19 protein-coding genes and 1 pseudogene are annotated in these 21,695 nt (G+C 71.1%); 10 read left to right on the forward strand and 10 right to left on the reverse strand.

Going from position 1 to position 21,695, the window contains the following annotated elements:
* Positions 1-22: 22 nt before the first annotated feature.
* Genes I4J89_RS08250 through I4J89_RS08260 form a run of 3 tightly spaced genes read left to right on the forward strand, consistent with a single transcriptional unit; the run spans position 23 to position 2,367 of the window.
* Positions 23-823, forward strand: coding sequence for an ABC transporter ATP-binding protein (locus I4J89_RS08250; RefSeq protein ID WP_196413241.1), 801 nt, complete (start codon positions 23-25; stop codon positions 821-823).
* Positions 824-826: 3 nt separating this feature from the next.
* Positions 827-1,585 (forward strand): ABC transporter permease, encoded by a 759-nt coding sequence (locus I4J89_RS08255; protein WP_196413242.1) that lies wholly within the window; start codon positions 827-829, stop codon positions 1,583-1,585.
* A 2-nt stretch (positions 1,586-1,587) separates the two neighbouring features.
* Positions 1,588-2,367, forward strand: a complete 780-nt coding sequence (locus I4J89_RS08260; protein WP_196413243.1) for a MerR family transcriptional regulator — start codon at positions 1,588-1,590, stop codon at positions 2,365-2,367.
* Here I4J89_RS08260 and I4J89_RS08265 read toward each other — a convergent pair whose 3' ends face one another.
* Both I4J89_RS08265 and I4J89_RS08270 read right to left on the reverse strand, forming a co-directional pair.
* Positions 2,368-4,239 carry a hypothetical protein gene (locus I4J89_RS08265; RefSeq protein WP_196413244.1) on the reverse strand — a complete coding sequence of 624 codons (1,872 nt, stop codon included), beginning with the start codon at positions 4,237-4,239 and terminating at the stop codon, positions 2,368-2,370.
* Between the two features lie 78 nt (positions 4,240-4,317).
* Positions 4,318-5,205 carry a LysR family transcriptional regulator gene (locus tag I4J89_RS08270; RefSeq protein ID WP_196413245.1) on the reverse strand — a complete coding sequence of 296 codons (888 nt, stop codon included), beginning with the start codon at positions 5,203-5,205 and terminating at the stop codon, positions 4,318-4,320.
* 153 nt (positions 5,206-5,358) lie between these two features.
* On the opposite strand from I4J89_RS08270, the gene I4J89_RS08275 reads away from it, so the two are divergent.
* Together I4J89_RS08275 and I4J89_RS08280 are read left to right on the forward strand one after the other, a co-directional pair.
* Positions 5,359-6,096, forward strand: a complete 738-nt coding sequence (locus tag I4J89_RS08275) for a GNAT family N-acetyltransferase (RefSeq protein ID WP_196413246.1) — start codon at positions 5,359-5,361, stop codon at positions 6,094-6,096.
* A gap of 277 nt (positions 6,097-6,373) precedes the next feature.
* Positions 6,374-6,577 carry a hypothetical protein gene (locus tag I4J89_RS08280; RefSeq protein ID WP_230858502.1) on the forward strand — a complete coding sequence of 68 codons (204 nt, stop codon included), beginning with the start codon at positions 6,374-6,376 and terminating at the stop codon, positions 6,575-6,577.
* A 48-nt stretch (positions 6,578-6,625) separates the two neighbouring features.
* Here I4J89_RS08280 and I4J89_RS08285 read toward each other — a convergent pair.
* Positions 6,626-7,689: pseudogene (locus tag I4J89_RS08285) on the reverse strand (glycoside hydrolase family 5 protein); the annotation flags it as partial.
* 130 nt (positions 7,690-7,819) lie between these two features.
* Between I4J89_RS08285 and I4J89_RS08290 the strand changes: the two are divergent.
* A complete protein-coding gene (locus I4J89_RS08290; RefSeq protein ID WP_196413248.1) occupies positions 7,820-8,392 on the forward strand; it encodes a TetR/AcrR family transcriptional regulator in 573 nt (190 codons plus the stop codon).
* Positions 8,393-8,502: 110 nt separating this feature from the next.
* Here the strand turns inward: I4J89_RS08290 and I4J89_RS08295 are convergent, their stop codons facing one another.
* Positions 8,503-9,504, reverse strand: coding sequence for a sugar phosphate isomerase/epimerase family protein (locus I4J89_RS08295; protein ID WP_196413249.1), 1,002 nt, complete (start codon positions 9,502-9,504; stop codon positions 8,503-8,505).
* A gap of 11 nt (positions 9,505-9,515) precedes the next feature.
* A complete protein-coding gene (locus tag I4J89_RS08300; protein WP_196413250.1) occupies positions 9,516-10,685 on the reverse strand; it encodes a Gfo/Idh/MocA family protein in 1,170 nt (389 codons plus the stop codon).
* 90 nt (positions 10,686-10,775) lie between these two features.
* Here I4J89_RS08300 and I4J89_RS08305 point away from each other — a divergent pair, with 90 nt between their 5' ends.
* Together I4J89_RS08305 and I4J89_RS49385 are read left to right on the forward strand one after the other, a co-directional pair.
* A complete protein-coding gene (locus I4J89_RS08305; RefSeq protein ID WP_196413251.1) occupies positions 10,776-11,777 on the forward strand; it encodes a LacI family DNA-binding transcriptional regulator in 1,002 nt (333 codons plus the stop codon).
* On the forward strand, positions 11,774-11,935 hold the full coding sequence (locus I4J89_RS49385; RefSeq protein ID WP_196413252.1) for an HAD hydrolase-like protein: 162 nt from the start codon (positions 11,774-11,776) through the stop codon (positions 11,933-11,935). The genes I4J89_RS08305 and I4J89_RS49385 overlap by 4 nt, the downstream gene beginning before the upstream one ends.
* 508 nt (positions 11,936-12,443) lie before the next feature.
* Here I4J89_RS49385 and I4J89_RS08315 read toward each other — a convergent pair.
* From I4J89_RS08315 to I4J89_RS08325, 3 genes are all read right to left on the reverse strand, one after another.
* The gene (locus tag I4J89_RS08315) at positions 12,444-14,417 is read right to left on the reverse strand and encodes an ABC1 kinase family protein (protein WP_309238232.1); all 1,974 of its coding nucleotides are present in this window, start codon (positions 14,415-14,417) and stop codon (positions 12,444-12,446) included.
* A gap of 210 nt (positions 14,418-14,627) precedes the next feature.
* Positions 14,628-15,632: a zinc-dependent alcohol dehydrogenase gene (locus I4J89_RS08320; protein ID WP_196413253.1), complete on the reverse strand. Its 1,005-nt coding sequence runs from the start codon at positions 15,630-15,632 to the stop codon at positions 14,628-14,630.
* The gene (locus I4J89_RS08325; protein ID WP_196413254.1) at positions 15,632-16,477 is read right to left on the reverse strand and encodes an SMP-30/gluconolactonase/LRE family protein; all 846 of its coding nucleotides are present in this window, start codon (positions 16,475-16,477) and stop codon (positions 15,632-15,634) included. Before I4J89_RS08325 ends, I4J89_RS08320 begins: the two co-directional genes overlap by 1 nt.
* Positions 16,478-16,515: 38 nt before the next feature.
* On the opposite strand from I4J89_RS08325, the gene I4J89_RS08330 reads away from it, so the two are divergent.
* Together I4J89_RS08330 and I4J89_RS08335 are read left to right on the forward strand one after the other, a co-directional pair.
* Entirely contained in the window at positions 16,516-18,231 is a 1,716-nt protein-coding gene (locus I4J89_RS08330; protein WP_196413255.1) for an IlvD/Edd family dehydratase, read from the forward strand.
* 165 nt (positions 18,232-18,396) lie between these two features.
* Positions 18,397-19,287: a phosphatidylinositol mannoside acyltransferase gene (locus tag I4J89_RS08335; protein ID WP_196413256.1), complete on the forward strand. Its 891-nt coding sequence runs from the start codon at positions 18,397-18,399 to the stop codon at positions 19,285-19,287.
* A gap of 195 nt (positions 19,288-19,482) precedes the next feature.
* Here the strand turns inward: I4J89_RS08335 and I4J89_RS08340 are convergent, their stop codons facing one another.
* Both I4J89_RS08340 and I4J89_RS08345 read right to left on the reverse strand, forming a co-directional pair.
* Positions 19,483-20,562 carry a hypothetical protein gene (locus I4J89_RS08340; RefSeq protein ID WP_196413257.1) on the reverse strand — a complete coding sequence of 360 codons (1,080 nt, stop codon included), beginning with the start codon at positions 20,560-20,562 and terminating at the stop codon, positions 19,483-19,485.
* A gap of 174 nt (positions 20,563-20,736) precedes the next feature.
* Positions 20,737-21,678: a DUF3800 domain-containing protein gene (locus I4J89_RS08345; protein WP_196413258.1), complete on the reverse strand. Its 942-nt coding sequence runs from the start codon at positions 21,676-21,678 to the stop codon at positions 20,737-20,739.
* Between the last annotated feature and the right edge of the window lie 17 nt (positions 21,679-21,695).

Consider the following 21,695-nt stretch of genomic DNA (forward strand, 5'->3'; position numbering starts at 1 on the left):
TCAACCCGCCATGCTGGCGGTCATGAGCGTCCGGCCGACAACCGATCAGCTCCACGCACCCGCGATCCACGTGCGGGGCCTGGAGAAGTCGTACAAGGAGCTGCGCGTGCTGCGCGGCGTGGATTTCGAGGTGGCGCGGGGCAGCATCTTCGCCCTGCTCGGCTCGAACGGAGCGGGCAAGACCACGGTGGTGAGGATCCTCGCCACGCTTCTCCGGGCCGACACCGGGACGGCCCGGGTCAACGGCTTCGACGTCGCGACGCAGGCCGCCGGCGTTCGCGAGTCGATCAGCCTCACCGGGCAGTTCGCGGCGGTCGACGAGATCCTCACCGGGCGGGAGAACCTCGTCCTGGTCGCCCGGCTGAGGCACCTCGACGACCCGGGCACGGTCGCGGACGATCTGCTGAGGCGCTTCTCGCTGACCGAGGCGGGCGCCCGGCGGGTGGCGACGTACTCCGGTGGCATGCGCCGCCGGCTCGACATCGCGATGAGCCTGATCGGGAAACCGCCGGTCATCTTCCTCGACGAGCCGACAGCCGGGCTGGACCCGGAAGCGCGCGTCGAGGTGTGGCAGGCCGTCAAGGGGCTCGCCGAGGGCGGCACGACCGTACTGCTCACCACGCAGTACCTGGACGAGGCCGAACAGCTCGCCGACCGGATCGCGATCCTCCACCAGGGCCGGATCGTCGTCGACGGCACCCTGGCCGAGCTCAAGGAGCTGCTGCCGCCCGCCAAGGTGGAGTACGTCGAGAAGCAGCCCACCCTCGAGGACGTCTTCTTCGCGGTCGTCGGCGACGCCTCCACCGGCGCGAACAGGGAGTAGACCATGATCACGCGTTTTCTGGGCGACACCGCCGTACTCACCGGACGGACCATGCGCCACGTCACCCGCAGCCTGGACACCATCATCACGACCGCGATCACACCGGTCGCCATGATGTTGCTGTTCGTCTACGTGTTCGGCGGCGCGATCGACACCGGGCCGGTCTCGTACGTTAACTACATGCTCCCCGGCATCCTGCTCATCACCATCGCGTCGGGCATCTCCTACACCGCGTTCCGGATCTTCATGGACATGCGGAGCGGGATCTTCGAACGATTTCAATCCATGCCGATCGCCCGGTCGGGTGTGCTGTGGGCGCACGTGCTGACCTCGCTGGTGGCCAATGTGATCTCGCTCGTGGTCGTCGTCGGCGTCGCCCTGCTGATGGGCTTCCGTTCCGGTGCCGGCGTGGCGGCCTGGCTCGCGGTCGCCGGCCTGCTGATCCTGTTCACCCTGGCGCTGACCTGGATCGCCGTCATCCCCGGCCTCACCGCGAAGACGCTGGACGGTGCGAGCGCGTTCGCTTACCCGTTGATCTTCCTGCCGTTCATCAGCTCGGCCTTCGTGCCCACCGACACCATGCCCGGCCCGGTGCGGGCCTTCGCCGACCACCAGCCGGTGACCTCGATCGTCAACACGATCCGGGATCTGCTCACGCAGCAACCGCCGGGGACCGGCATCTGGACCGCCGTCGCCTGGTGCGCCGGCATCCTGGTCGTCGCCTACGTCTTCGCCGGCATCACCTACCGGCGCAGGATCTGAGCATGCTGACGATCGGTCAACTGGCGGCGTACGCCGGTGTCACGGTGCGGGCCGTGCGGCACTATCACCAGATCGGACTCCTGCCCGAGCCGGAACGCGACGAGTCGGGCTACCGGCGGTACGGCCCGAAAGCGGTCGTGTCCCTCATCAAGATCCGTACCCTCGCCACCGCCGGCGTGCCGCTGTCGCGGATCGGTCCGATGCTCGAAGCCGACGTACCGACCTTCGCCGAAGCGATCGAGAGGATCGACAACCACCTGCGCGAGAAGATCGAGCGACTGGAGACGAGCCGCAAGCAGATCGCGCAGCTCGCCGCCGGCGACAGCCTGGCGCTCCCGCCGGAGGTGATCTCCTACCTCGATCGGCTCCGGGAGATCGGAGCGTCCGAGCAGATCGTGGACGGCGAGCGGGACGGGTGGATCCTGGTCGCGGCTCTCTGGCCGGCTCGGATCGGCGAGGTCATCCGGTGGAAACTCGCGCAGCTCGACGACCCGCAGCTCGTCCGGCTCTACCGGGTCCTGTCGGAGATGCTGCAAGCCGACACGGGTGACGAGCAGCGCCTGGAGGAAGCCGCCGACATCATCGCCGGCCTGGCCGAGCAGGCGCACGCCGCCGGCGAGGTCGACCTCGGCGAAATGGGGCACGACGACCTGGCGATCGGCCTGCTGGACGCGCTTCCGGTCGAGTCCGAACCGCGGGTGCGGCGGCTGCTGGACCTGCTGCGCGAGCGTGGCTGGGCCGGTTGGACGCGGCCGGAGCGGCTGGCCGAGCCGCCCGGCTGATCAGGGGCACGGACCGCCGGAGCACACGTCGATCACCTTGCCGGTGAGCAGGAACGTCGCCTTCTGCAACTGGGCGCCCGGCTGGGCGCGCGGGAACTCGTGGGAGTCGGGGCCGTATTCGGGGCCGGCCGGCGCGAGGTTGGTGGGCGGCGGCGCGAAGGTCTGGCCGCTGTTCCACACCACCAGAGCAGAGCCACGGTACGGGTAAGCCGGGATCGCCTTGATGCCCCAGAACGGCACCACCTCGTCGGACCAGCCGGGTGCCAGCGCGGGCCGGTGGACGCGGGCACCGATGGTCCGCGCCTGCACCTGGGCGGCGGCCGGGGATACCTGGTGGTCGCCGAACGCTACGTGCATCAGCACCTGGTGTGCCGGGGTGCGCGGCAGCGGATTGCCGGTCATGTGCTGGGCGTAGCCGTTGGCCTCGCCGCGGTCCCACAGCATCTGGATCAGCGCGAAGATCAGCTGCTGGTCGGTCCGGTCCGGGTAGGACTGGTCCATCAGCTGCTGGAACGGCGCGAAGGCGGTGCTGCGCTGGAGCAGCGTGCTGTAGTTCATGCCGGGTACGCCGAGGACCGAGCGCTTCCAGTCCTGCGCGATCGCGGTGAGCGCGCCGCCGTTGATGCCGCCCTGGCTGTTGCCGTCGTAGTGCATCCCGCCGGCCCGGTCGAGCAGGCTGCGGCCCTCGGCGTCCTGGAACGCGGGGTGTGTGGCGAAGCCGCCCGCCGCGAGCATCGCCCGGCCCAGGTACAGGAAGTTCAGGAAGCTCTGCTGCAGCCGGTCGGGTACGGCCGGGAACGTACTCAGATCACTCCAGGTCTGCACCACGAACGGGATGTCGCCGGAGGACAGCCCGATCCAGCTCGTCGCGCAGAACATGAAGTCGTACGCCTGCGACATCTGCTTCACGTTGCCGGCGTTGATCTCGGTGGGCGCCCCGAGCAGACCGTGCCCGTAGAGCGACAGATGCGCCGGCCGGTCGGCGCTCGCGCTGCGCGGGATGTTGCAGACGAAGTCGGCGGCGAGCGTCTGGCCCGACGCGGTGGGCAGCGCGCCGGCGGTGGGCGGCCGGCCGTCACCGCCGGCCGGTCCGTAGTGCAGCCGGGAACCGGGCCCGCCCGTACCGGTCAGGTAGCTCGGCACCGCGACCGTGCCGCGCACCTGGCGGGCGATGCGGGCGTCCTGCTCGGCGGTGTAGTCGGTGACCTGGCTGACGGTGAATCCCGGCGCGCGGCGGCCGAGGGCGGCGAACGCGTCGTCGCGCATGCGCAGGACCCGGCCGGTCAGGCCGGGCGTGCTCGCGACGGTGAAGTCCCACGCCAGGTACAGGCCGCGCGGCGTCGTCTTGCCGGGCGCCGGGAGCAAGGCTCCGGTACGGTCGCGCAACCCGCGCAGGACGACGGCGTACCGGGTCGCCTCGCGCAGCGCCACCGCCGGCCGGATGATGAGCAGGCCGCTGCCGTGCGCGTCGAGCTCGGCCCAATGCGGAGTGCGCTGCCCGGTACGCGTGTTGATCAGCAGGATCGGCGCGTCCCGGGCCAGCGAGCGCCCGATGTCGGTGACCGGCGCGATGCCGCTGGCCGCCGGGTCCAGATCCGGCACGTGGACCAGGATCGGGGTGCCCGGGCTGAAGCCGTCCTGCCGGTTCCACTCGGCCGGGTCGATGTGCTTGCCGGCCACGTTCGCCGGCAGCGTGCCGACCTCGAAGTGCACCCGGCGACCGGTGGGGCTGGTCCGGTCCGCGACGGTGAACCGGTCGCTGGGGAACGGCAGCAGGCCGGACGCCGGCTGATGATCGGCGGCAACCGCCACGCCCGAGGGGGCCGCGCCGAGCAGCACAGCGAGGGCCAGGATCAGGAGTCGACGCGTCACGGGCACTCCCCCCGAAAGCCGTAGTGGTGGCGATCTATGTCTACGCCGCTTCCGGGGAGCGGGCAACCGCCACCGGGTTCAGGCGTCGCGCGACGCGTCGGTGGCCGCCTGGACGAAGGCGCGGACCAGGGTCGTTTCACCGGCGCTGCGCCACACCGGTGCGTACCACAAGGCCACCCCGTCGGTGATGGGCAGGAACGTGATGCCCGGGTGCAGCCGGGCGGTGGCCGCATAGGACCCGATGGGCGACACGACGCCGCCGTCCGCGATGGCCGACAGGGCTTCGTTGAGGGTGGTCACCGCGGTTCCGCGCCGGATAGGCCGCCCGGCCGGGGTCGTGAACGGGGTGTGCGCCGCCCACACGTAGTCCGGAATGGGCCCGTCCACGTCGATGACCGGATAGTCGCCGAGATCCTCCAGCTCGACTCGCTCCCGGCCGGCCAGCGGATGATCGGAGGCGATCGCCAGCACCAGTGGCTCGGTGTACAGCTTCGGTCCGACGGTGAGGTCCGGCTCGCGGACCGGTAGCCACAACATCGCGACGTCGACCCGGCCCGCGCGCAGCGGGCCGAACGGGTCGGTCGGGAGAATCTCGCGCATCCGCAGCTCACACTGCGGATGCCGCTGCCGGAACAGGTCAAGCGCGGTCGCGATCTTCTGGTGATGAGTGTCCATGGTGCCGACGTGCAGCGTGCCGACCTGCCCGCGAGCGGCGGCGGTGGCCTCCTCGATGCCGGCCAGGATCTCGTTGTAGCCCGCGCTGAGCCGGTCGCGGAGCTGCTCGCCGAGCGGGGTGAGCCGTACGCTGCGGCTGGTCCGCTCGAACAGCGCACCACCGATCCGGCGTTCCTGCTGTTTGATCGACTGGCTGACCCGGGCCTGGGAGACGTGGAGGCGTTCGGCCGTACGCCCGAAATGCAGCTCTTCCGCCAGCGTCAGGAAGATCTCGATGTCACGCAGTTCCACCAGGCCACCCCCCTCTCGGTCACAGCGCGCCCGCGATCGTAACCACCCCCGCCCACCGCCGGCGTTGGCGGGGCGACCGATAACCGGTGGCTTAACCGGCGGTTCGATCTTTCGCGTTGTTCCGTGGCGCGGGCCGAGGCGATCGTGAGTGCCATGACCGAACGCCTGATCGACATCGTGGCGCTGCCCTCACGGTGGCAGGCCGTGGCGCCGGGTGGCTCCGTGGCCGGCGTCGCCGGCCTTCGGCCGATCATGCCGTTCGAGTACGAGGACACGCCCGAACTGAGCCTGTACGTGGAGCCGCAGTGGCGCCGCCGCGGGATCGGTTCCCGGCTCCTGACCGCCGTCCGGGCACAGAGCGCCGAGCCACGGCTGGTCACCGACGTGGTCGCGGGCTCACCCGGGGAGGCGTTCTGCCTGCGGCACGGCTTCCGGCGCGTCCGGTCCCAGCGCCACGACCTGCTCACCTACTGCGATGTCCACCGGGCCTGGCTGGGCGAGCTGGTCGACGCCGAACACCCCGGATACCGCCTGACCCACTGGACCGGTGACCTGCCCAGCACGGCCCGGGTCGAGGAGCTGCTCCGCAGCCCGAGCCGCCCCGGCAACGCCGTGCTGACCGCCGCGGACGCCGGCGGTGACCTGGCCGCCTACGCCGTGGCCGTCGTCGACCTGCCCCGCGCCCGCCAGTACGGACCAGCCGTGCTGCCGGGCCACCGCGGACGACGCCTCGGCCTCTGGGTCAACGCCGCCCTGATCCAGCGACTCCGCGAGGTCCACCCCCGCGTCGACGAGATCGAAACCGCCGGCGCCGAGGACGATCCCTGCCTGCCCGCACGCGAGCACCTCGGCTTCCGGCCGGTACGCCGTACCCGCCTCTACGAGTTGTGACCCCGACCACCGAAGGAGCGCACAACCATGTCCAGCACGAACCTGCGGCAGGTCATCCAGGAGATCGTCGACTCCGGCTTCACCGGGGTGCGGCTGCGCGTGAACGACGAGCGCGGCGAGTGGGCCGGCAGCGCCGGCCTGGCGCGCCTCGGTGACACGGCGAGTACTACGACGACGGACTTCATCTCCGCGCTGGTGGGCGGCAAGCTGCTGCCCGCCCCGCTGCTGGCCGAGATGTGCACGCCGCACCCCAAGCCGGCTACGGCCTGGGTGTGTCGTGCAGAACGACGGCGACCTCATCACCCACAACGGCGGCATCGCCGGCCACGCCGCCCTGATGTCCAGCACCGCCGACGGCAGCAAGACCCTCCCCGCCCCACTCAACTACGTCGACGACCCGGCGATGTCCCTGGCCGTACCGTTCCAGCGGGCGATGCAGCGCCTCGTGCACGAGGTGTTCGGCGCCGGAACGTCTCAGTAGCCATGAACCCGGGCCGGCCACGCCGCGTGGCGTGGCCGGCCCGCGAGGTCAGAAGTCGTCCGGGGTCCGGATCCGGGCGCGGATCCAGGCGCCCGCCTCCTTCAGCCGGCCGGTGCCCGAGTACGCCCCGGCGGCGCAGGTGCCCCGGGTGAAGACGGCGCCGGTGCGCATGTCGTCGGAGTAGTTCCAGTTCACCCAGCTCACCTTCCGCTCGGCCATCAGGTCGAGGTACCGCTGCGCCCGGGCGAAGTTGTTGCCGCCGTCGCCGGAGGCCTCCTGGGTGCCGAACTCGGTGACGAACATCGGCAGCTTCGCGACGGCGTCGCGGAAGGTGTTCAGGTAGTAGTCGTCGTGCGAGGCGGCGTAGAAGTGGAACGTGTACATGATGTTCGCCGCGTTCACCGGGCTGGCCAGGATCCGTGACACGCCCTGTCCGTCGCCGGAGGCGCCCAGCGAGGACCAGTCCTCGGTGCCGACCAGGACGACGCCGTCCGGGTCCTGGGCGCGGATCACCGGGATGACCTGCTCGGCGTACGACTTGATCGCTGACCAGTGGACGTCGCTGGGCTCGTTCGCGATCTCGTACAAAATGTTGGTCTTGTCCTTGTGCCGGGCCGCGATCTGCTGGAAGAAGGTCTTGGCGCGGGCCAGGTTGAAGTTGGGGTCACCGGGCGAGAGCATGTGCCAGTCGACGATCGCGTACATGCCGCGGGCGGTGGCCTTCTCGATGTAGTCGTTGACCTTGGCGGTGAAGCCGGCCGGGTCGGTCTCGTAACCGCCCTCCTGGATGTACATCGAGATCCGCAGGACGTCGGCGTTCCACTCCCTGGCGAGCACGTCCAGGGAGGCGTCGGTGACGCAGTTCGAGTACCACTGCAGGCCGTGTGTGCTCATCCCGCGCAGCTGGATCGGTTTGCCCTGGGCGTTGCAGAGCTGGCGCCCGCAAACCCTGAGCTGCCCGTTGCGGGCCACCGGGGTGGAGGTGCCGCCGTTGGTGATGGTGTACTCGCCCTGCCGGGCGGAGCTCCACTGGGAGACCTCGGCGGAGCCGGCCGTGGTGGCGGTGGCCGAGACGGGCGTGAGGCCGGCGGCCACGACCGCAGCGGCGACGGACAGAATGAGGGAACGGGTGCGGCGCATGGGGATCCTCCGCAGGCATCGACGGAGGTCTAATTATTAAGGCAGTTAACAGTATTGTCCAGATCGGAGACAGCGGTGTCAGAGCAACTCCGCGAGACCGTCGTGCGCGCGGTCACGCCTCTTGTCGGCCAGTTCGACACCCTGACCATGGCGCAGATCGCCGAGGCCGCGGGCATCGGCGAAGCCGACCTCCGGGCCGTCTTCGCCGACAAGGAGGCGGTCCTGCGGGCCTTCATGGACTCGGTGCTGGCGAAAGTCGGCGCGGTGATGGACCCCGCCGAGGAAGTGCGGCAGCTCGAGGCCATCGGGGTGGATCAGCCGCTCGCGTCGCGCCTGCTCCAGGTGCTGGACATCCTCGACGCGTACTACCGCCGTGTCCGCGGCAGCCTCGACGCCTACTACCGCGGCTTCAACAAGGGCGACGAATCTGGCGAGGTTGGTGCACCGAGCTTCGGACGCGACGGTTACCGGATGCTCGGCCAGGCGCCCGAGGTGCGGCAAGTCGTCGCGAAGCTGCTGGAGCCGGACGCGCGACGCCTGCGCCTGCCGGCCGAGGTCCTCGCGGAGGCCTTTCTCAGCCTCTCGCGTGCCGTGACCCGGGCCTCGGGCGAACTCGGTGAACCGCTGCCCGCCGAGCAGGCGGTCGACCTCTTCCTGCACGGCGCGATCCGATGAGCGCGAGGCTGCCTGGGCCCGGCGGCCGCGGTGCGGCCGGGACCGGGCAGCCGGCTCGCGTGGCAGGGCGGGACGGTCGCTGATCGGGCGGGACGGCGTGGCGCGTACCCCTATCGGATGTTGGCTTTCTCGCCGGCGGCGATCAGGTTTCGCGCGGCCTGTCGCAGGCCTTCGATCTGGTCGAGCTCGGTGTCCTCGTGCTCGATGTTCACTGCCATGTCCGGGTCCACGGCGTGCAGCGCACGCAGGAACGGCACCCAGAAGTCCTCGCCGTGCCCGCGGCCGACGGCGACGAACTGCCAGGCGGCGTCCGCCGGCCACTGGTTGAGGGTGTTGTGGCCGCCGATGTTGAGCGGGTTGCGATCGGACGGCGTACGCGTGAACCGGTCGTCCAGCACCCCGTAGATCCGCACGTTCGCCTCGTTGATCCGGGTGTCCTTGGCGGCCGCGTGGAACACCAGAGAACCCAGGTGCTCGATCGCCGCGACCGGGTCGATGCCCTGCCAGAACAGGTGGCTGGGGTCCATCTCCGCGCCGACGTGCGTGGCGTTCGTCTGCTCGACCAGGCGTTGCAGGGTCGGCGGGTTGAAGACCAGGTTGTGCGGGTGCATCTCGATGCACACCTTGACGTCGGCGGCCGCCGCGCGGGCCTGGATGTCCCTCCAGAACGGGACGGCGATGCCCCACTGGTAGTCGAGCACATCCAGGTACTGACTGTCCCAGGGGTTGACGATCCAGTTGGCGGCGGTGGCGCCCGGGTGGCCCCCGGGCAGGCCGGACATCGCGACCACCCGCTTGACCCCGAGTGCGGCGGCCACGTCGATGGCCCGGCGCAGATCCTGGGCGTGTTTCGGCCCGACCAGCGGGTCCGGGTTGAGCGGGTTGCCGTTGACGTTGAGGCCGGTCAGCGCGACCCCGGTCTGGGCGAACCGGCCCAGGTAGTCCTCCCGGGCGCCGGCGCTGGACAGCAGCTCGCCGACCGGCAGGTGCGGCGTGCCGACGAAGCCGCCGGCGTTGATCTCGGCGCTGGTCAGACCCAGCTCGCCGAGGATCTTCAGCGCCTCGTCGAGAGGGCGGTCGTGCAGGCAGGCGGTGTAGGCGCCGAGTCTCATGGGGATGCTCCTCAGATGTGGCTGGGCTTGTCGACGGCCGCGACGACGGCCTCCAGGACGCGCATGTTGTGCAGGCCGTGGGCCATGGTCGGGCAGGGCGGCAGCTTCTCGACGCCGGCGATCTGGTCCAGGAAGGCGCGAGCCTGGTAGACGAAGAAGTCGTTCTGCCCGTGGCCGACGGTGGGGAAGTCCATCGGCAGGCCGTGCGCCACATAGGGATGCCAGGGGCCGATGAAGACCTGACGCGGGCCGTTGACCACGGTGTCCGGCGCGCCGTCGACGATGGTGAACTCGGCCGGCCGGGTCAGGTCGAACGAGGCCGACCCGTTCTCGCAGAACAGGTCGATGCGCAGCGTGTTGGCGTGGCCGTAGGCGACCCGGGACAGCGAGAACGTGCCGACCGCCCCGCTGTCGTAGCCGGTGGTGAAGGTGCAGACGTCCTCGTTTTCCACCGGGACGCGCTCGTCGCTGAGCCGCACCCCGCCGGCGTGCCCGACGGCGACGCCGAGCGGCCTGGGCCGGTCCTTCACCAGGGTGGCCATCATGGTGCCCTGCACCATGCCGGTCGGTCCGCAGAAGAGCTCGGCCAGGTCGACCATGTGGCTGCCGATGTCGGCGAGCACGCCGGAGCCCGGGGCGCCCTGATAACGCCAGCTCATCGGCCGCTGTGGGTCGTGCCCGTAGTCGCACCAGTAGTTGCCGACGAAGTGCCGCACCGGGCCGAGCCGTTGCTCGACCTCGCGGCGGATCGCGGTGATCGCCGGCGAGCGGCGGAAGGTGAACCCGACCGCGTCGACCTGACCCGGCGCCGCCGCGGCGGCGGTGACCATGGCCTCGGCGTCGGCGACCGACGGCGCCAGCGGTTTCTCGCAGAGCACGTGCTTGCCGGCGGCCAGCGCCGCCTCGGTGATCTCGCGGTGCAGGCTGTTGGCCACGGCCACGCTCACCGCGTCGACGTCGGGGGACTCGATCACGGCGCGCCAGTCGGTCTCGGCCCGCTCGTAGCCGTAACGCCGGGCGGCGTCGGCGGCGAACGGCTCGTGCACGTCGACGATCGCGACGAGGCGCGGCGCCGGCTGGTCCAGGTCGAAGACGGTGGCGGCATTCCGGTACGCGTTCGCATGGGCGCGGCCGACCATGCCGGCTCCAATCACCGCGACGCCGATGGAGGGGTGTGTCATCGTGGGATCCTCGCTTTAAAGCGCTTTAGGTTCCCTGTACTCTCTAGGTCGATCACGATTCGTGTCAATGCCATCACCCGAGGTGTTCAGATGGTGAAGCGCCCGCGGCTGACCGACGTCGCCGCCCGCGTCGGGGTGTCGCCCGCGTCGGTGTCCCTGGTCCTGCGCGGCGTGCCCGGTCCCAGCGCCGAGACCCGCGACCGGGTTCTGGCCGCTGCCGCCGAGCTCGGCTACCGGGCCGACCGCACCGCCAGCATGCTCGCCCGCCGCCGGCGGCATCTGCTCGGCGTCATGCTCGACGTGCGCAACCCGTTCCACGCCGAGCTGGCCGAGGAGATCCATGTCGCGGCCGGCGGCGCCGGCTACGAGGTGGTGCTGGCCACCCTGACCCGCGACAGCGACGAGCGGCACGCCACCGAGACGCTGCTCGACTTCCGCAGCGAGGCGCTCATCCTGCTCGGCCCCGACTCGCCCGCCGCCGACCTGGACGAACTGGCCGCACAGGTGCCCTGTGTCGCCGTCGGCACAGCGGTTCGCGCCGCCGCCGTCGACGTGGTCCGCTCCGCCGACGACGTCGGTGTCGAGGCGGCCCTGCACCACCTGATCGAGCTCGGACACACCCGGATCGCCTTCCTCGACGGCGGTCCGGGCCCGGTGGCCGGCATGCGGCGCCGCGGGTACCGGCGCGCACTCCGCCGGGCCGGCCTCATCGCCGAGGTGCTACCCGGCGACCACACCGAGGCCGGGGGCATCCGGGCCGGCCGCGCCCTGCTGGAGTCCACCGACCGCCCCACCGCCGTCGTCGCCTCCAACGACCGCCTCGCCGTCGGCCTGATGGACGCGCTGTTGCGCGCCGGCGTCGGCGTCCCCGAGGAGATCTCCGTGATCGGCTACGACGACAGCACACTCGCCCGGCTCGCCCACATCGACCTCACCTCGGTCAACCAGAACGCGCCGGAGCAGGCCAGGCAGGCCGTGCGGGCCGCGGTGTCCCGCCTGGACGAGGGCCGGGCCGGGCGGATGGAGATGGTTCTGGTGCCACACCTGGTCGTCCGCGGCAGCACGGCTGCCTTAAGGGGGGAACGCAAGTGATCGACACGATCTTCTTCGACGTCCCGTCCTCGATCCGGTACGTCGGCGATCGGCCCGACAACGATGTGCGCCCCGCCGAGGACGCCGGCATGAAGACCTGCCTGATCCGGCGCGGCGGTGCCTGTTCTGCAGCGAAGCACAACGCAGCAAGCGGCTAGCCCACCAGCGATGACAGCCGGGGGAGGCCGGTCCCCGCGGGCAAGCGCCACAATGCACGCGAGAAGTTGGCACGTTCCGGCTTCGAATGATCTCGCCGCTGCTGTAACTTGGCGGCACAGCAAATCGCTGAGGCGGAAACCCGCCGCCACGTGCACGCCGACAGGAGGGACCGCCGTTGGAGGAAAGGAGGAAATACGATGCTCGAGGGCCAACCAGCAGATCCAGGTAACGAAGAGGACGCTAGGACCCCCAGGGTGATCGGCACGGTTGCGAAATGGGTAGCTCAAGGTGTCGTGATTGCGATAAGTGGCAAGCTATTTGTTTACTACTTACAGCATATGCACGGCAATGAAACTGCCGATTTGATTCGCACCATCGCGGGTTGTTAAGTAAATTGAGTTCTGATTACCGGTACCAGGCAATTGATCCCACGCTCGTAGCTCCTGCTACGAGCGTGTTTTTCATGGTCAAGAAGATGCGCTCGAGCCACGGCTCGGCTATGAAAGATCAGTCGCTGCGGAATATGACCACCAGTACGCGCAGGACCAAGACCACCGAGACGATCAGCAAGCTGTAACCGAGCAGCGGGAACAGGCCGACGCCGGTGCTGATCTGCGGACCGTCACCGCTGCCCAGCAGCATGATCGCCATCACTCCGGCGGCCGCGCCGATCACCGTCAGCAGCGCCTGGTGGAACATGCCGGTCAGCAGCCGCCGGTCCTGGTCATCGGAGAAGAGGCGGACGTTGAACCGCAGCCGGCCGTGCTCCACCGTCTCGCCGATCCGGTCCAGCCGCCGGGGCATGCCGCGCAGTACCGGCAGCAGCGCCACCAGCTCCTTCTCCAGGGTGTCGCGCAGGTGGGCCGGCGCCAGCGCCTCGGCGATCCGCCGGCCGCCGGCCGCCCGGGCCTGTCCGAGCAGGTCGAAGCCGGGCCGGAGCAGGCCCAGCGTTCCCTCCAGGGTGGCGAAGGCGCGGAACACCGCCGCGACCGGTGCGGGCACGCCGAGCCCGTACGACGTGAAGGTCCGCAGCAGTGCCGTCACCGCCGCGACACCGGCGGTGCTGCCGGGCGCGGCGTAGCGGACGATGAGGATGCCGATCGCACGCTGCAGTTCCCGTTCGTCGACGTGGTCGGGCCGGTCCACCAGGTGCAGCAGGGCGTCGCTGGCCGCCACCGAGTCACCGCGGCCGACCGCTTCGAGCAGCCGGCCGATCGCGTTACGCGTCACCGCGTCCAGCCGCCCGACCGAGCCCAGATCGAGCATGCCGAGCGAGTTCCCGCCGTCCAGCAGCAGGTTGCCGGGGTGCAGATCGGCGTGGAAGACGCCGTGCACCAGCACCTGGTCGAGCATGCTGTCGAGCAGGCCGGCCGCCAGCCGCTCGCGCCGGGCGTCGTCGAACCCGTCGAGCAGCGGCGCGGCCGCACCCAGTGCGGTGCCCGGGAGCCGGCCCATCACCAGCACCCGCTCGGAGCTGAACGCGGGGTAGGGCGCGGGCACGCGTACCCCCCGATCCGGTGACGATGCCAGGGCCGCGGCCATGGTCTGCAGGTTGTCGCGCTCGACGGTGAAGTCGAGCTCTTCGCGCAGCGCCTCGGCGAAGCCGAGGGCCAGCCCGCGCGCTCCGAAGGAGCGGCCCCAGGAGGTACGTGCCTCCAGGGTGTCCGCCAGGCGGGACAGAATGTCCAGGTCTCGTTCCACGACGGTGGCGATGCCGGGCCGCCGCACCTTGACCACCACGTCGGTGCCGTCGTGCAGCCGTGCCGCGTGCACCTGGGCCACCGAGGCCGCCGCCAGCGGCTCCCGGTCGATCTCGGCGAAGACCTGTTCGACCGGCTCGCCGAGTTCAGCGGCGAGGACCGCCGCGATGTCGTCCCACGGCACCGGCGTTGCCTGGTCCTGCAACGCCGTCAACTCGTCGATGAACTCGGCCGGCAACAGGTCGCGCCGGGTGGAGAGCAGCTGACCGACCTTCACGAACGTCACGCCGCCCTCGTCCAGGGCCGCGCGCAGGGACCGGGCCAGCTGCCGCCGGGCGGCGGCGGAGTTCGGCCCGGGCGCCGGCCGGCCGCGCAGGAAGCGGCCGAGGCCGTGCCGCAGCGCGATCCGCACGATGCTCCAGTACCGGCGGGTGCGGGCGATGCGGCGCCGGGCGCCACGCCAGATCTCCACCGGCCCCGGCAGCGAGCCGGTCGGCAGGAGTACCTCAAGGATTACCAGCAGCGCCATGGCGATCAGGGCCGCCACGCTCGCCGCGGCGAGGATCAGCAGAAAGGCTTCGCCGGCGGTCACGCTCGTCCGGTCCGGCGGTGCGAACGCGACCATGATCGGACCGGTCACGATCATGGCCAGCAGGCCGGCGGCCAGGGTACGCGCCGGACCGACCCGGACGCCGAGGAGGCGCCGGATGACCGCTGCGAACAGCAGCACCGTCACGGCCACCGTCGGAATGAACAGGACCGTCGATATCGCCGTCTCCACGACGGTCGACAATATCGTCCCGCATCGAGCGGTGACGGCGGTGCTCAGGCCCGGGACGGATCCGCACGGGGAACGAGGTGACGCATGAGCATCTCGGTCCCCTGGGAACTGATGCCCTCGTGGTCCGGCCGGAATCCGGCCGCCGAGCCGACCGCGCGGTAGAGAGCCTCCCACTGCGCGAGTTCGCCGAGACTGACCCGCGCCTCGAGCTCACCGCCGGGGATCGACCAGGATCTTGGGACCGGGCGCGGCCCGCCCCGGCCGATTCCCCGCCAGCACGCCGGCCACCTCGTCCAAGCCGACCGTCGCAGCGACCAGCGGGCGCGGGTCCACCGAGCCGGAGGCGTACGCGCGGACGGCGTCGGCCAGCCCGGCGGAGGCGCCCAGGATGCCGACCACGGTGACGTCCTTGAGTACGACGTCGCGGGTGTCGACCGTGCTGGGCGTCCCGGACAGGCCGATCCAGACGACCCGCCGGCCCGGCTCCACCAGCTGAACCGCGAGAGCCGGCAGATCCGGGCCGTTCGTCGCGTCGATGACGGCGTCCCACGCCAGCACCGGAAGGTCGTCCCGGCTCCAGGCCTGCTCGAACCCGAGCCGCCGGGCGAAGTCCAGGTGCTGGCCGAGCAGATGCACCTCGTACCCACGATCCCGGGCGATCATCGCGACGAGCAGGCCGATCGTGCCGGTGCCCAGGACCAAGAGCCGCTCACCCGGGTCCAGGGCGGCCGCCGCCACGCTGCGCTGGGCGTTGCCGCCCGGTTCGACGAGCGCGCCGAGGGTGGCGTCCACGGTGTCCGGCAGCTCGTACAGGTAGGCGGCCGGGAAGGCCAGTTGCTCGGCGAGCGCGCCGGGCAGGCCGTCGCGGATGCCCAGCTCGCGCATCTCCGCACAGACGTGGTGCCGGCCGCCGAGGCAACGCCGGCACCGGCCGCAGGCGATCATCGTGTCGCCGGTGACCCGCTTGCCGATCCAGGACTCGTCGACGCCCGGCCCGGTCGCGGTGACCACACCCGACCATTCGTGCCCGGGCCGCAGCGGGTACGACGACACCCCGGAATGCAGGTAGCTCATCTCACCGGTGAACAGCTCGACGTCGGTGCCGCACACCCCGGCCCGTTCCACGTCGACGACCACCTGCCCGGCGGCGGCGACCGGCGTGGGCACGTCCAGGACCTCGGCCTTGCCGGGGCCGGTGAAGACCAGCGCGCGCATCAGAGAGCCGGATTCCAGTACGGCGTGGGCAGCCCGGCCACACCGACTCGCGCGGTGAACAGGCGACCCGAGTCCGGGTGCGCGGCCAGGTCGCCGGCGGACAGGTCCTGGGTGGCCGTGGTGATCACCAGAACGTCCAGGGCCGGGCCGGCGAACGCGACGCTGGAGGTGTGCGGCGCGTCCACCTCGATCACGCCCAGCAGCTCGCCGGCCGGGGAACGGTGCTCGACCCGGCCGCCGCCCCAGACCGCGAGCCACAGGTCACCGGCGGCGTCCACGCAGAGCCCGTCCGGGTGCCCGTCGGCCAGCCGGAACAGCGCCTCCCGGGTGCCGCTCGGGTAGTTCCGGACGAAGACCGTGCGGGTGTTCGTGTCGACGCTGTAGAACCGGGTGCCGTCCGGGCTCCAGGCCAGCCCGTTGGACAGGGTGAGGTCGTCGTCGATCGTGGTGCAGCCGCCGTCCTCGTACCGGACGAGGATCTCCCGGTCGCCACCCAGGCTGCCGACCAGGAACCGCCCGGCGGGATCCACCGCGCCGTCGTTCAACCGGCCGGCGCGCCCGTCCGGCAGCACGCGTGCGAGTCGCGTCCGCGTACCGTCAAGATCTAGACGCGTGAGGGTCGCGCGTTCGGCGACCAGCAGCTCGCCGGTCTCCGCCACGGCGACCGCGCCCACGCTGTCCGCGAACGACCAGGACCCGGTGTGCCGGACGCGATCGTCTTCGAGGCGGCCCTCGTGCACGTCCCCGGCCACGATGTCGACCCAGAGCAGCCGTTGCCGCGCGGCGTCCCAGACCGGCCCCTCGCCGAGGAAATACGCCTGGTTGCCGGCAGGACGGGCTCTCATGGGTTTTGATCCTAATCGGCACGCCCTACGATCCGGATATGCCGCCACGCCGCAGTGCACAGTGGTACGCCGGGGACGACCGCAACAGCTACATCCACCGCGCCTGGATGCGGCGCGGCCTGCCCGCCGACGCGTTCGACGGGCGAACCCACATCGCGATCGCCAACACCGCCTCCGACCTGACGCCGTGCAACGCGCACCTCGACGAGGTCTCCCGCAGCGTCGCGGCCGGCATTCACCAGGCCGGCGGCATCGCGCTGAACCTGCCGGTGATGTCGCTGGGGGAGACGCAGGTCAGGCCCACCGCGATGCTGTGGCGCAATCTGGCCGCCATGTCGATCGAGGAGATGCTGCGGGCCAACCCGATCGACGGGGTGGTGCTGCTCGGCGGCTGCGACAAGACCATCCCGGCGCTGCTGATGGCCGCCGCCTCGGTCGACCTGCCGGCGGTCGTGGTGCCGGGCGGTCCGATGCTGACCGGCACGTTCCGCGGTGTACCGCTGGGCTGCGGCACCGACGTCTGGAAGCTGTCCGAGGAGGTACGCGCCGGCACGCTGAGCGCGGCCGAGTTCCAGCGCTCCGAGTCGTCGATGATCCGCAGCCGGGGCCACTGCAACACGATGGGCACGGCGTCCACGATGGGGTTGCTCGCCGAGGTGCTCGGCATGACCCTGCCCGGCGTGGCCGGCACTCCCGCGCCGGACAGCCGCCTGCTCGAAGCGGCCCACGCCACCGGCGTGCTCGCCGTCGAGATGGTGGAGAAGGACCGGCGGCCCAGCACCGTAATGACCCGCGGCTCGTTCCTGAACGCGATCGTCGCGCTCGCCGCCATCGGCGGATCCACCAACGCGGTCGTGCACCTGCTGGCCATCGCCGGACGGCTCGGCGTCGAACTCACCCAGGACGACTTCGACGCCGCCGGCGCCGAGGTGCCGCTGCTGGTCGACCTGCTGCCGGCCGGCCGGTTCCTGATGGACGACCTGTACCGGGCCGGTGGACTGCACGCGGTGCTGGCCGAGGTGCGGGACCTGCTGGACCCGGCGGCGATCACGGTCACCGGACGGCCGCTGGTCGACCACCTGGACGGCGCCCTGGTCTACGACCGCGAGGTGATCCGGTCCCGGGCCGAGCCCCTGCTGCCGCACGCCGGGATCGCGGTTCTCTACGGCAACCTGGCCCCCGACGGCGCGGTGATCAAACCCGCGGCCGCGTCACCGCACCTGCTGCGCCACCGCGGCCCGGCCGTGGTCTTCGACTCGATCGAGGACCTGCACGCCCGCCTCGACGATCCCGACTTGGAGGTCACCGCCGACTCGGTGCTGGTCCTGCGCGGCTGCGGGCCGAAGGGCTATCCCGGCATGCCGGAGGTGTCCAACATGCCCCTGCCGGCCAAGCTCCTCGCACAGGGCGTCCGAGACATGGTCCGGGTCTGCGACGGGCGGATGTCCGGTACCGCGTACGGAACGGTGGTCCTGCACGTCGCCCCCGAGGCCGCCGCCGGCGGCCCGCTGGCCAAGGTCCGCACCGGCGACATGATCATCCTGGACATCGCGAACCGCCGCCTCGACGTCGACATCCCCGACGCCGAACTCGCCGCCCGCGCACCATCCGAGCAGGCGGTCCAGGCCTTCGCCGCGCCCAGGCGCGGCTGGGAACGCCTTTACACCGACACCGTCGGGCAGGCCAACACCGGCGCAGACTGCGACTTCCTGCTGGGCTCCAGCGGCCCGCACGTCTCCCGCGAATCCCACTGAGGCCTTAATTCAACTTCTTCGGGGTACGCGTTCACACAGTCACCGAAACCCGGACCGTCCCCGCTTCACCACGCGACCGGCTGCCCGCTCCAGCCCCCAGCGCGACCGCCGGGAAACAGCAGGCCCCTGCTCGCGCGAAAGCCGCCGGCCGTTACCATCCCCGGCGTGGAAAACGACCTTGCCAGCCGGCTCTACAGCCTTGCCTGGCGGGTCACGCCGCGGCTGCCCGGCCCGGTCGCCGCGCTCGTCTTCGACTCAGTCGCCGCCGGAATGCGCTGGTCCGGCGCCGGTGGGGTGCGCCAGCTGCGGGTCAACCTGGCCCAGGTGCTCGGCCAGGCCGCGGACAGTCCGGCGGTGGCTGCCGCGGCCGCTCGGGGAGTGCACTCCTACCTGCGTTATTGGCGGGAGTTCTTCGGGCTCGCCGGATGGAGCCGGGACCGGATCCGCCAAGCCGTGGTCTTCGAGTCGCTGGATCGGGTGGCCACCGCCCGTGACGCCGGTCGCGGCGTGGTGCTGGCGCTGCCGCACAGCGGCAACTGGGACCTGGCCGGAGCCGCGCTGGTGCTGAGCGGGCACCGGTTCACCACGGTCGCGCAACGCCTGCGGCCGGAGCGGCTCTACCAGCGGTTCGTCAGCCACCGTGCGGCGCTCGGTATCGAGGTGCTCCCCGCCGACGAGATCCGGCGGACGGTCACCACGCTCACCCGGCGGCTACGCGACGGCGAGGTGGTGTGCCTGGTCGCCGACCGGGACACGTCCGCGGCCGGCATCGGCGTGCGGTTCTGCGGCGCGCCGACGACGTTCCCGGCCGGGCCCGCGCAGCTGGCGCTGCGCACGGGGGCCGCGCTGCTGCCCGTCTCGCTCTGGTACGACGGTCCGCGCCTGCGCATCCGGATCCACCCGGAGGTCGTCCCGGGTCGTGACGGCACCACCCGGGCCCGGGTGGCGGCGATGACGCAGGAGCTGGCCGACGTCTTCACGGGCGCCGTCCGCCGGCATCCGCACGACTGGCACGTGCTGCAACCGGTCTGGCCGGGCCCCGCGCACCAGGGCTGATCGTCCTTCTCCAGGCTCGATCATCGCGCCATACCGGCCGGAGAATGTATTCGGTGGCCGCTGCCCCTGGCCTTCGGTGGAAGACCCGGGCGGCGCCGGATGGCGAGGCTGGTGGGAGTCCGGATCAGGGCCTGAGCCGTGCGGCCGGCTGCCCGAGTCTCTGGGAGGCGGCTCGGACGGCCGGCCGCGCGGTGCTCAGGTTCCGCGGATCTTGAAGACCTTGGAGACGCCGCCGACCGCGCGGTAGTCGCCCGGTGCGTAGACGCGGTACGAGTAGGTGGCCTTGCCCTTCGGGGTCGCCGCGACGGTGTAGCGGCCGTCGGCCCGGACCTGGGCGGTGTTCACCATGCGCCACTTCTTGCCGGCGAAGCGCCGCTGCAGTTGAACCCACTTGCCCTTGTGCAGCGGGCTGACCTTGCCGTTGACCTTGACGCTCTTGCCGGCGCGTACGGACTTGGCGGCGGGCGTCGCGCTCACCGAGTAGCGCTGGGTGCGGACGTGGGCGACGTCCGACGCGATAACCGTCATCGGGAACCACATGGTCGGCTGGTTGACCCCTTGCACCCAGACGCACTGCAACATTGGTGCCTGCCACGCGCTGAGCTTCCGCTGGTACGTGCCGTCGGCCCGGGTGCGTACCGAAACGACTCCACCCGGCTCCACGCAGCCGTTGTCGAAGCTGAGCTTGAGCGGCAGATTTGCCCAGGGTTTGCCGGTGGTGGTGTTCCAGGCCCGGATCCGCTGGGTGACCGGCTTGCCGGCCGGGCGCGGCTCCGGTGAGAAGGTCATGTCGACCGCCGGGCGGTTGGAACTACGCACCCGCAGACTGGGCGTGTCGACGACCGTGCGCGGATCGACGTCCAGCGCGTTCTCGTAGGTCTGGTCCTTCGCGTAGATGCCGATGGCCTGGATCGTTCCGTTCCAAGCGGAGGTGACCGGGATGGTGCCGGTCCAGATTCCGTCCTGTGCGGTGCCCTCCGCCAAGCGGAGGAGGACGTAGCTGTTCGGCGAGGCACTGAACTTCAGCCAGGGCGACGCCAGTTCAACGCTCGGCGAATAGCTGATGGGCTGGACTCCGGTGTCGTCGGTCAGCCGGACCCGTACTCCCACGAGCTCGGTCTGCAGGCCGGACACGGTGACCGAGGACCTGGCGAAGGTGATCGAATGAACCTGGGGCGGCGTGGTGTCCGCGGCCGGCGCGGCGGATGCCGGCGCGGCAGGTAGGAGCGACAGCGCGAGAGCGGTCGCTATCGGCGCGACGTGTGTCGTACGCATGGCGGTCACTGTACGAACCGCTGCAATACCCGATCACCCGGATTCCGCGCAACGCCCAATTTGGGGGTCGTCCGGAGACCTGCGCCCCGGCCGTCCGGGTTCGGGAAGGCGCTGAACACTGACAATACGGGCAGTATCCGGGGGCATTGCCGCTACATTTCGCCGGAAGTTGCCCTATCCGAAGGAGAGCAGGGGGTGTTCCGGCAGCCGCCGGGCCACCCCGGCCAGCAGGTCGGCGACCTGGACCCGCGGATCGTCACGGGAGTCCACCATCACCAGCCCGGCCAGCGGCGACACCGCGCCGGGCAAGGCGCCTGCCCGGCCGGCCAGCACCTGCTTCAGCCTGGTCAGCCGATCGGCGGTGAGCGCGCTCTGCTCGTCGTGGAAGACCAGCACCTGCCGCCGTCCGCCGCTCCAGAACAGGACCGTCTCGGCCAGCGCCGGCAGCATCGGCTCCAGCGGCGGCGGGATCGACCGGTCGTCGTCCAACCTGGCCAGCACCGACCACGTACGAGTCGCGGTGAGCTCTTTGAGGACGGCATCGGCCGGCGCGCCGAGCCGGTGCCGGGCCAGCGCGTCCCGGGCTTGGAAGAAGCGCTCCACACGAGCCGGATGCCGCCGTTTCACCCGGACCAGGTCGACGAAGGCGGACAGGAAGGCCTCCCAGTCGCCGCCGGCCGAGCCCCTGGCCCGGTACAGGGCGACGGCGGCCGGACGGTGATCCGCACTGAGGCGGGTGCCGGCCGCGTACGACGGCTCGGCCAGCAGCAGGTCGACGATCCGGGTGACGAGGAAGAACTCCTTGTCGATCAGGTGCACGTGCGCGCGGCCCGCCAGCGCGGCCAGGAACCACTCCAGCGCCGCCGCCGCGTTCGGGCGGCGCAGGAACTGCCCGGACTTGACCTCGTGCGGCGAGAACCGGAACTCCGACCGGAGCGCGGTGATCAGGCCGGCGGCCTCACCCGCGTCCAGGTCGACACTCGCGTGTGTGATCACCGGGCAGGTCGAGCGGAGCAGGTTGGTGCCGGAGAAGCCGGACTCGTCGCAGGCGATCTCCACAACGGTGCCGGCCACCGTACCCGTCGGCGGCAGCCCACCCTGAAGCGGCGATCTCACGCGACCATGTTCATCCG

The organism is Actinoplanes aureus (assembly GCF_015704865.1).
Classification (GTDB): domain Bacteria; phylum Actinomycetota; class Actinomycetes; order Mycobacteriales; family Micromonosporaceae; genus Actinoplanes; species Actinoplanes aureus.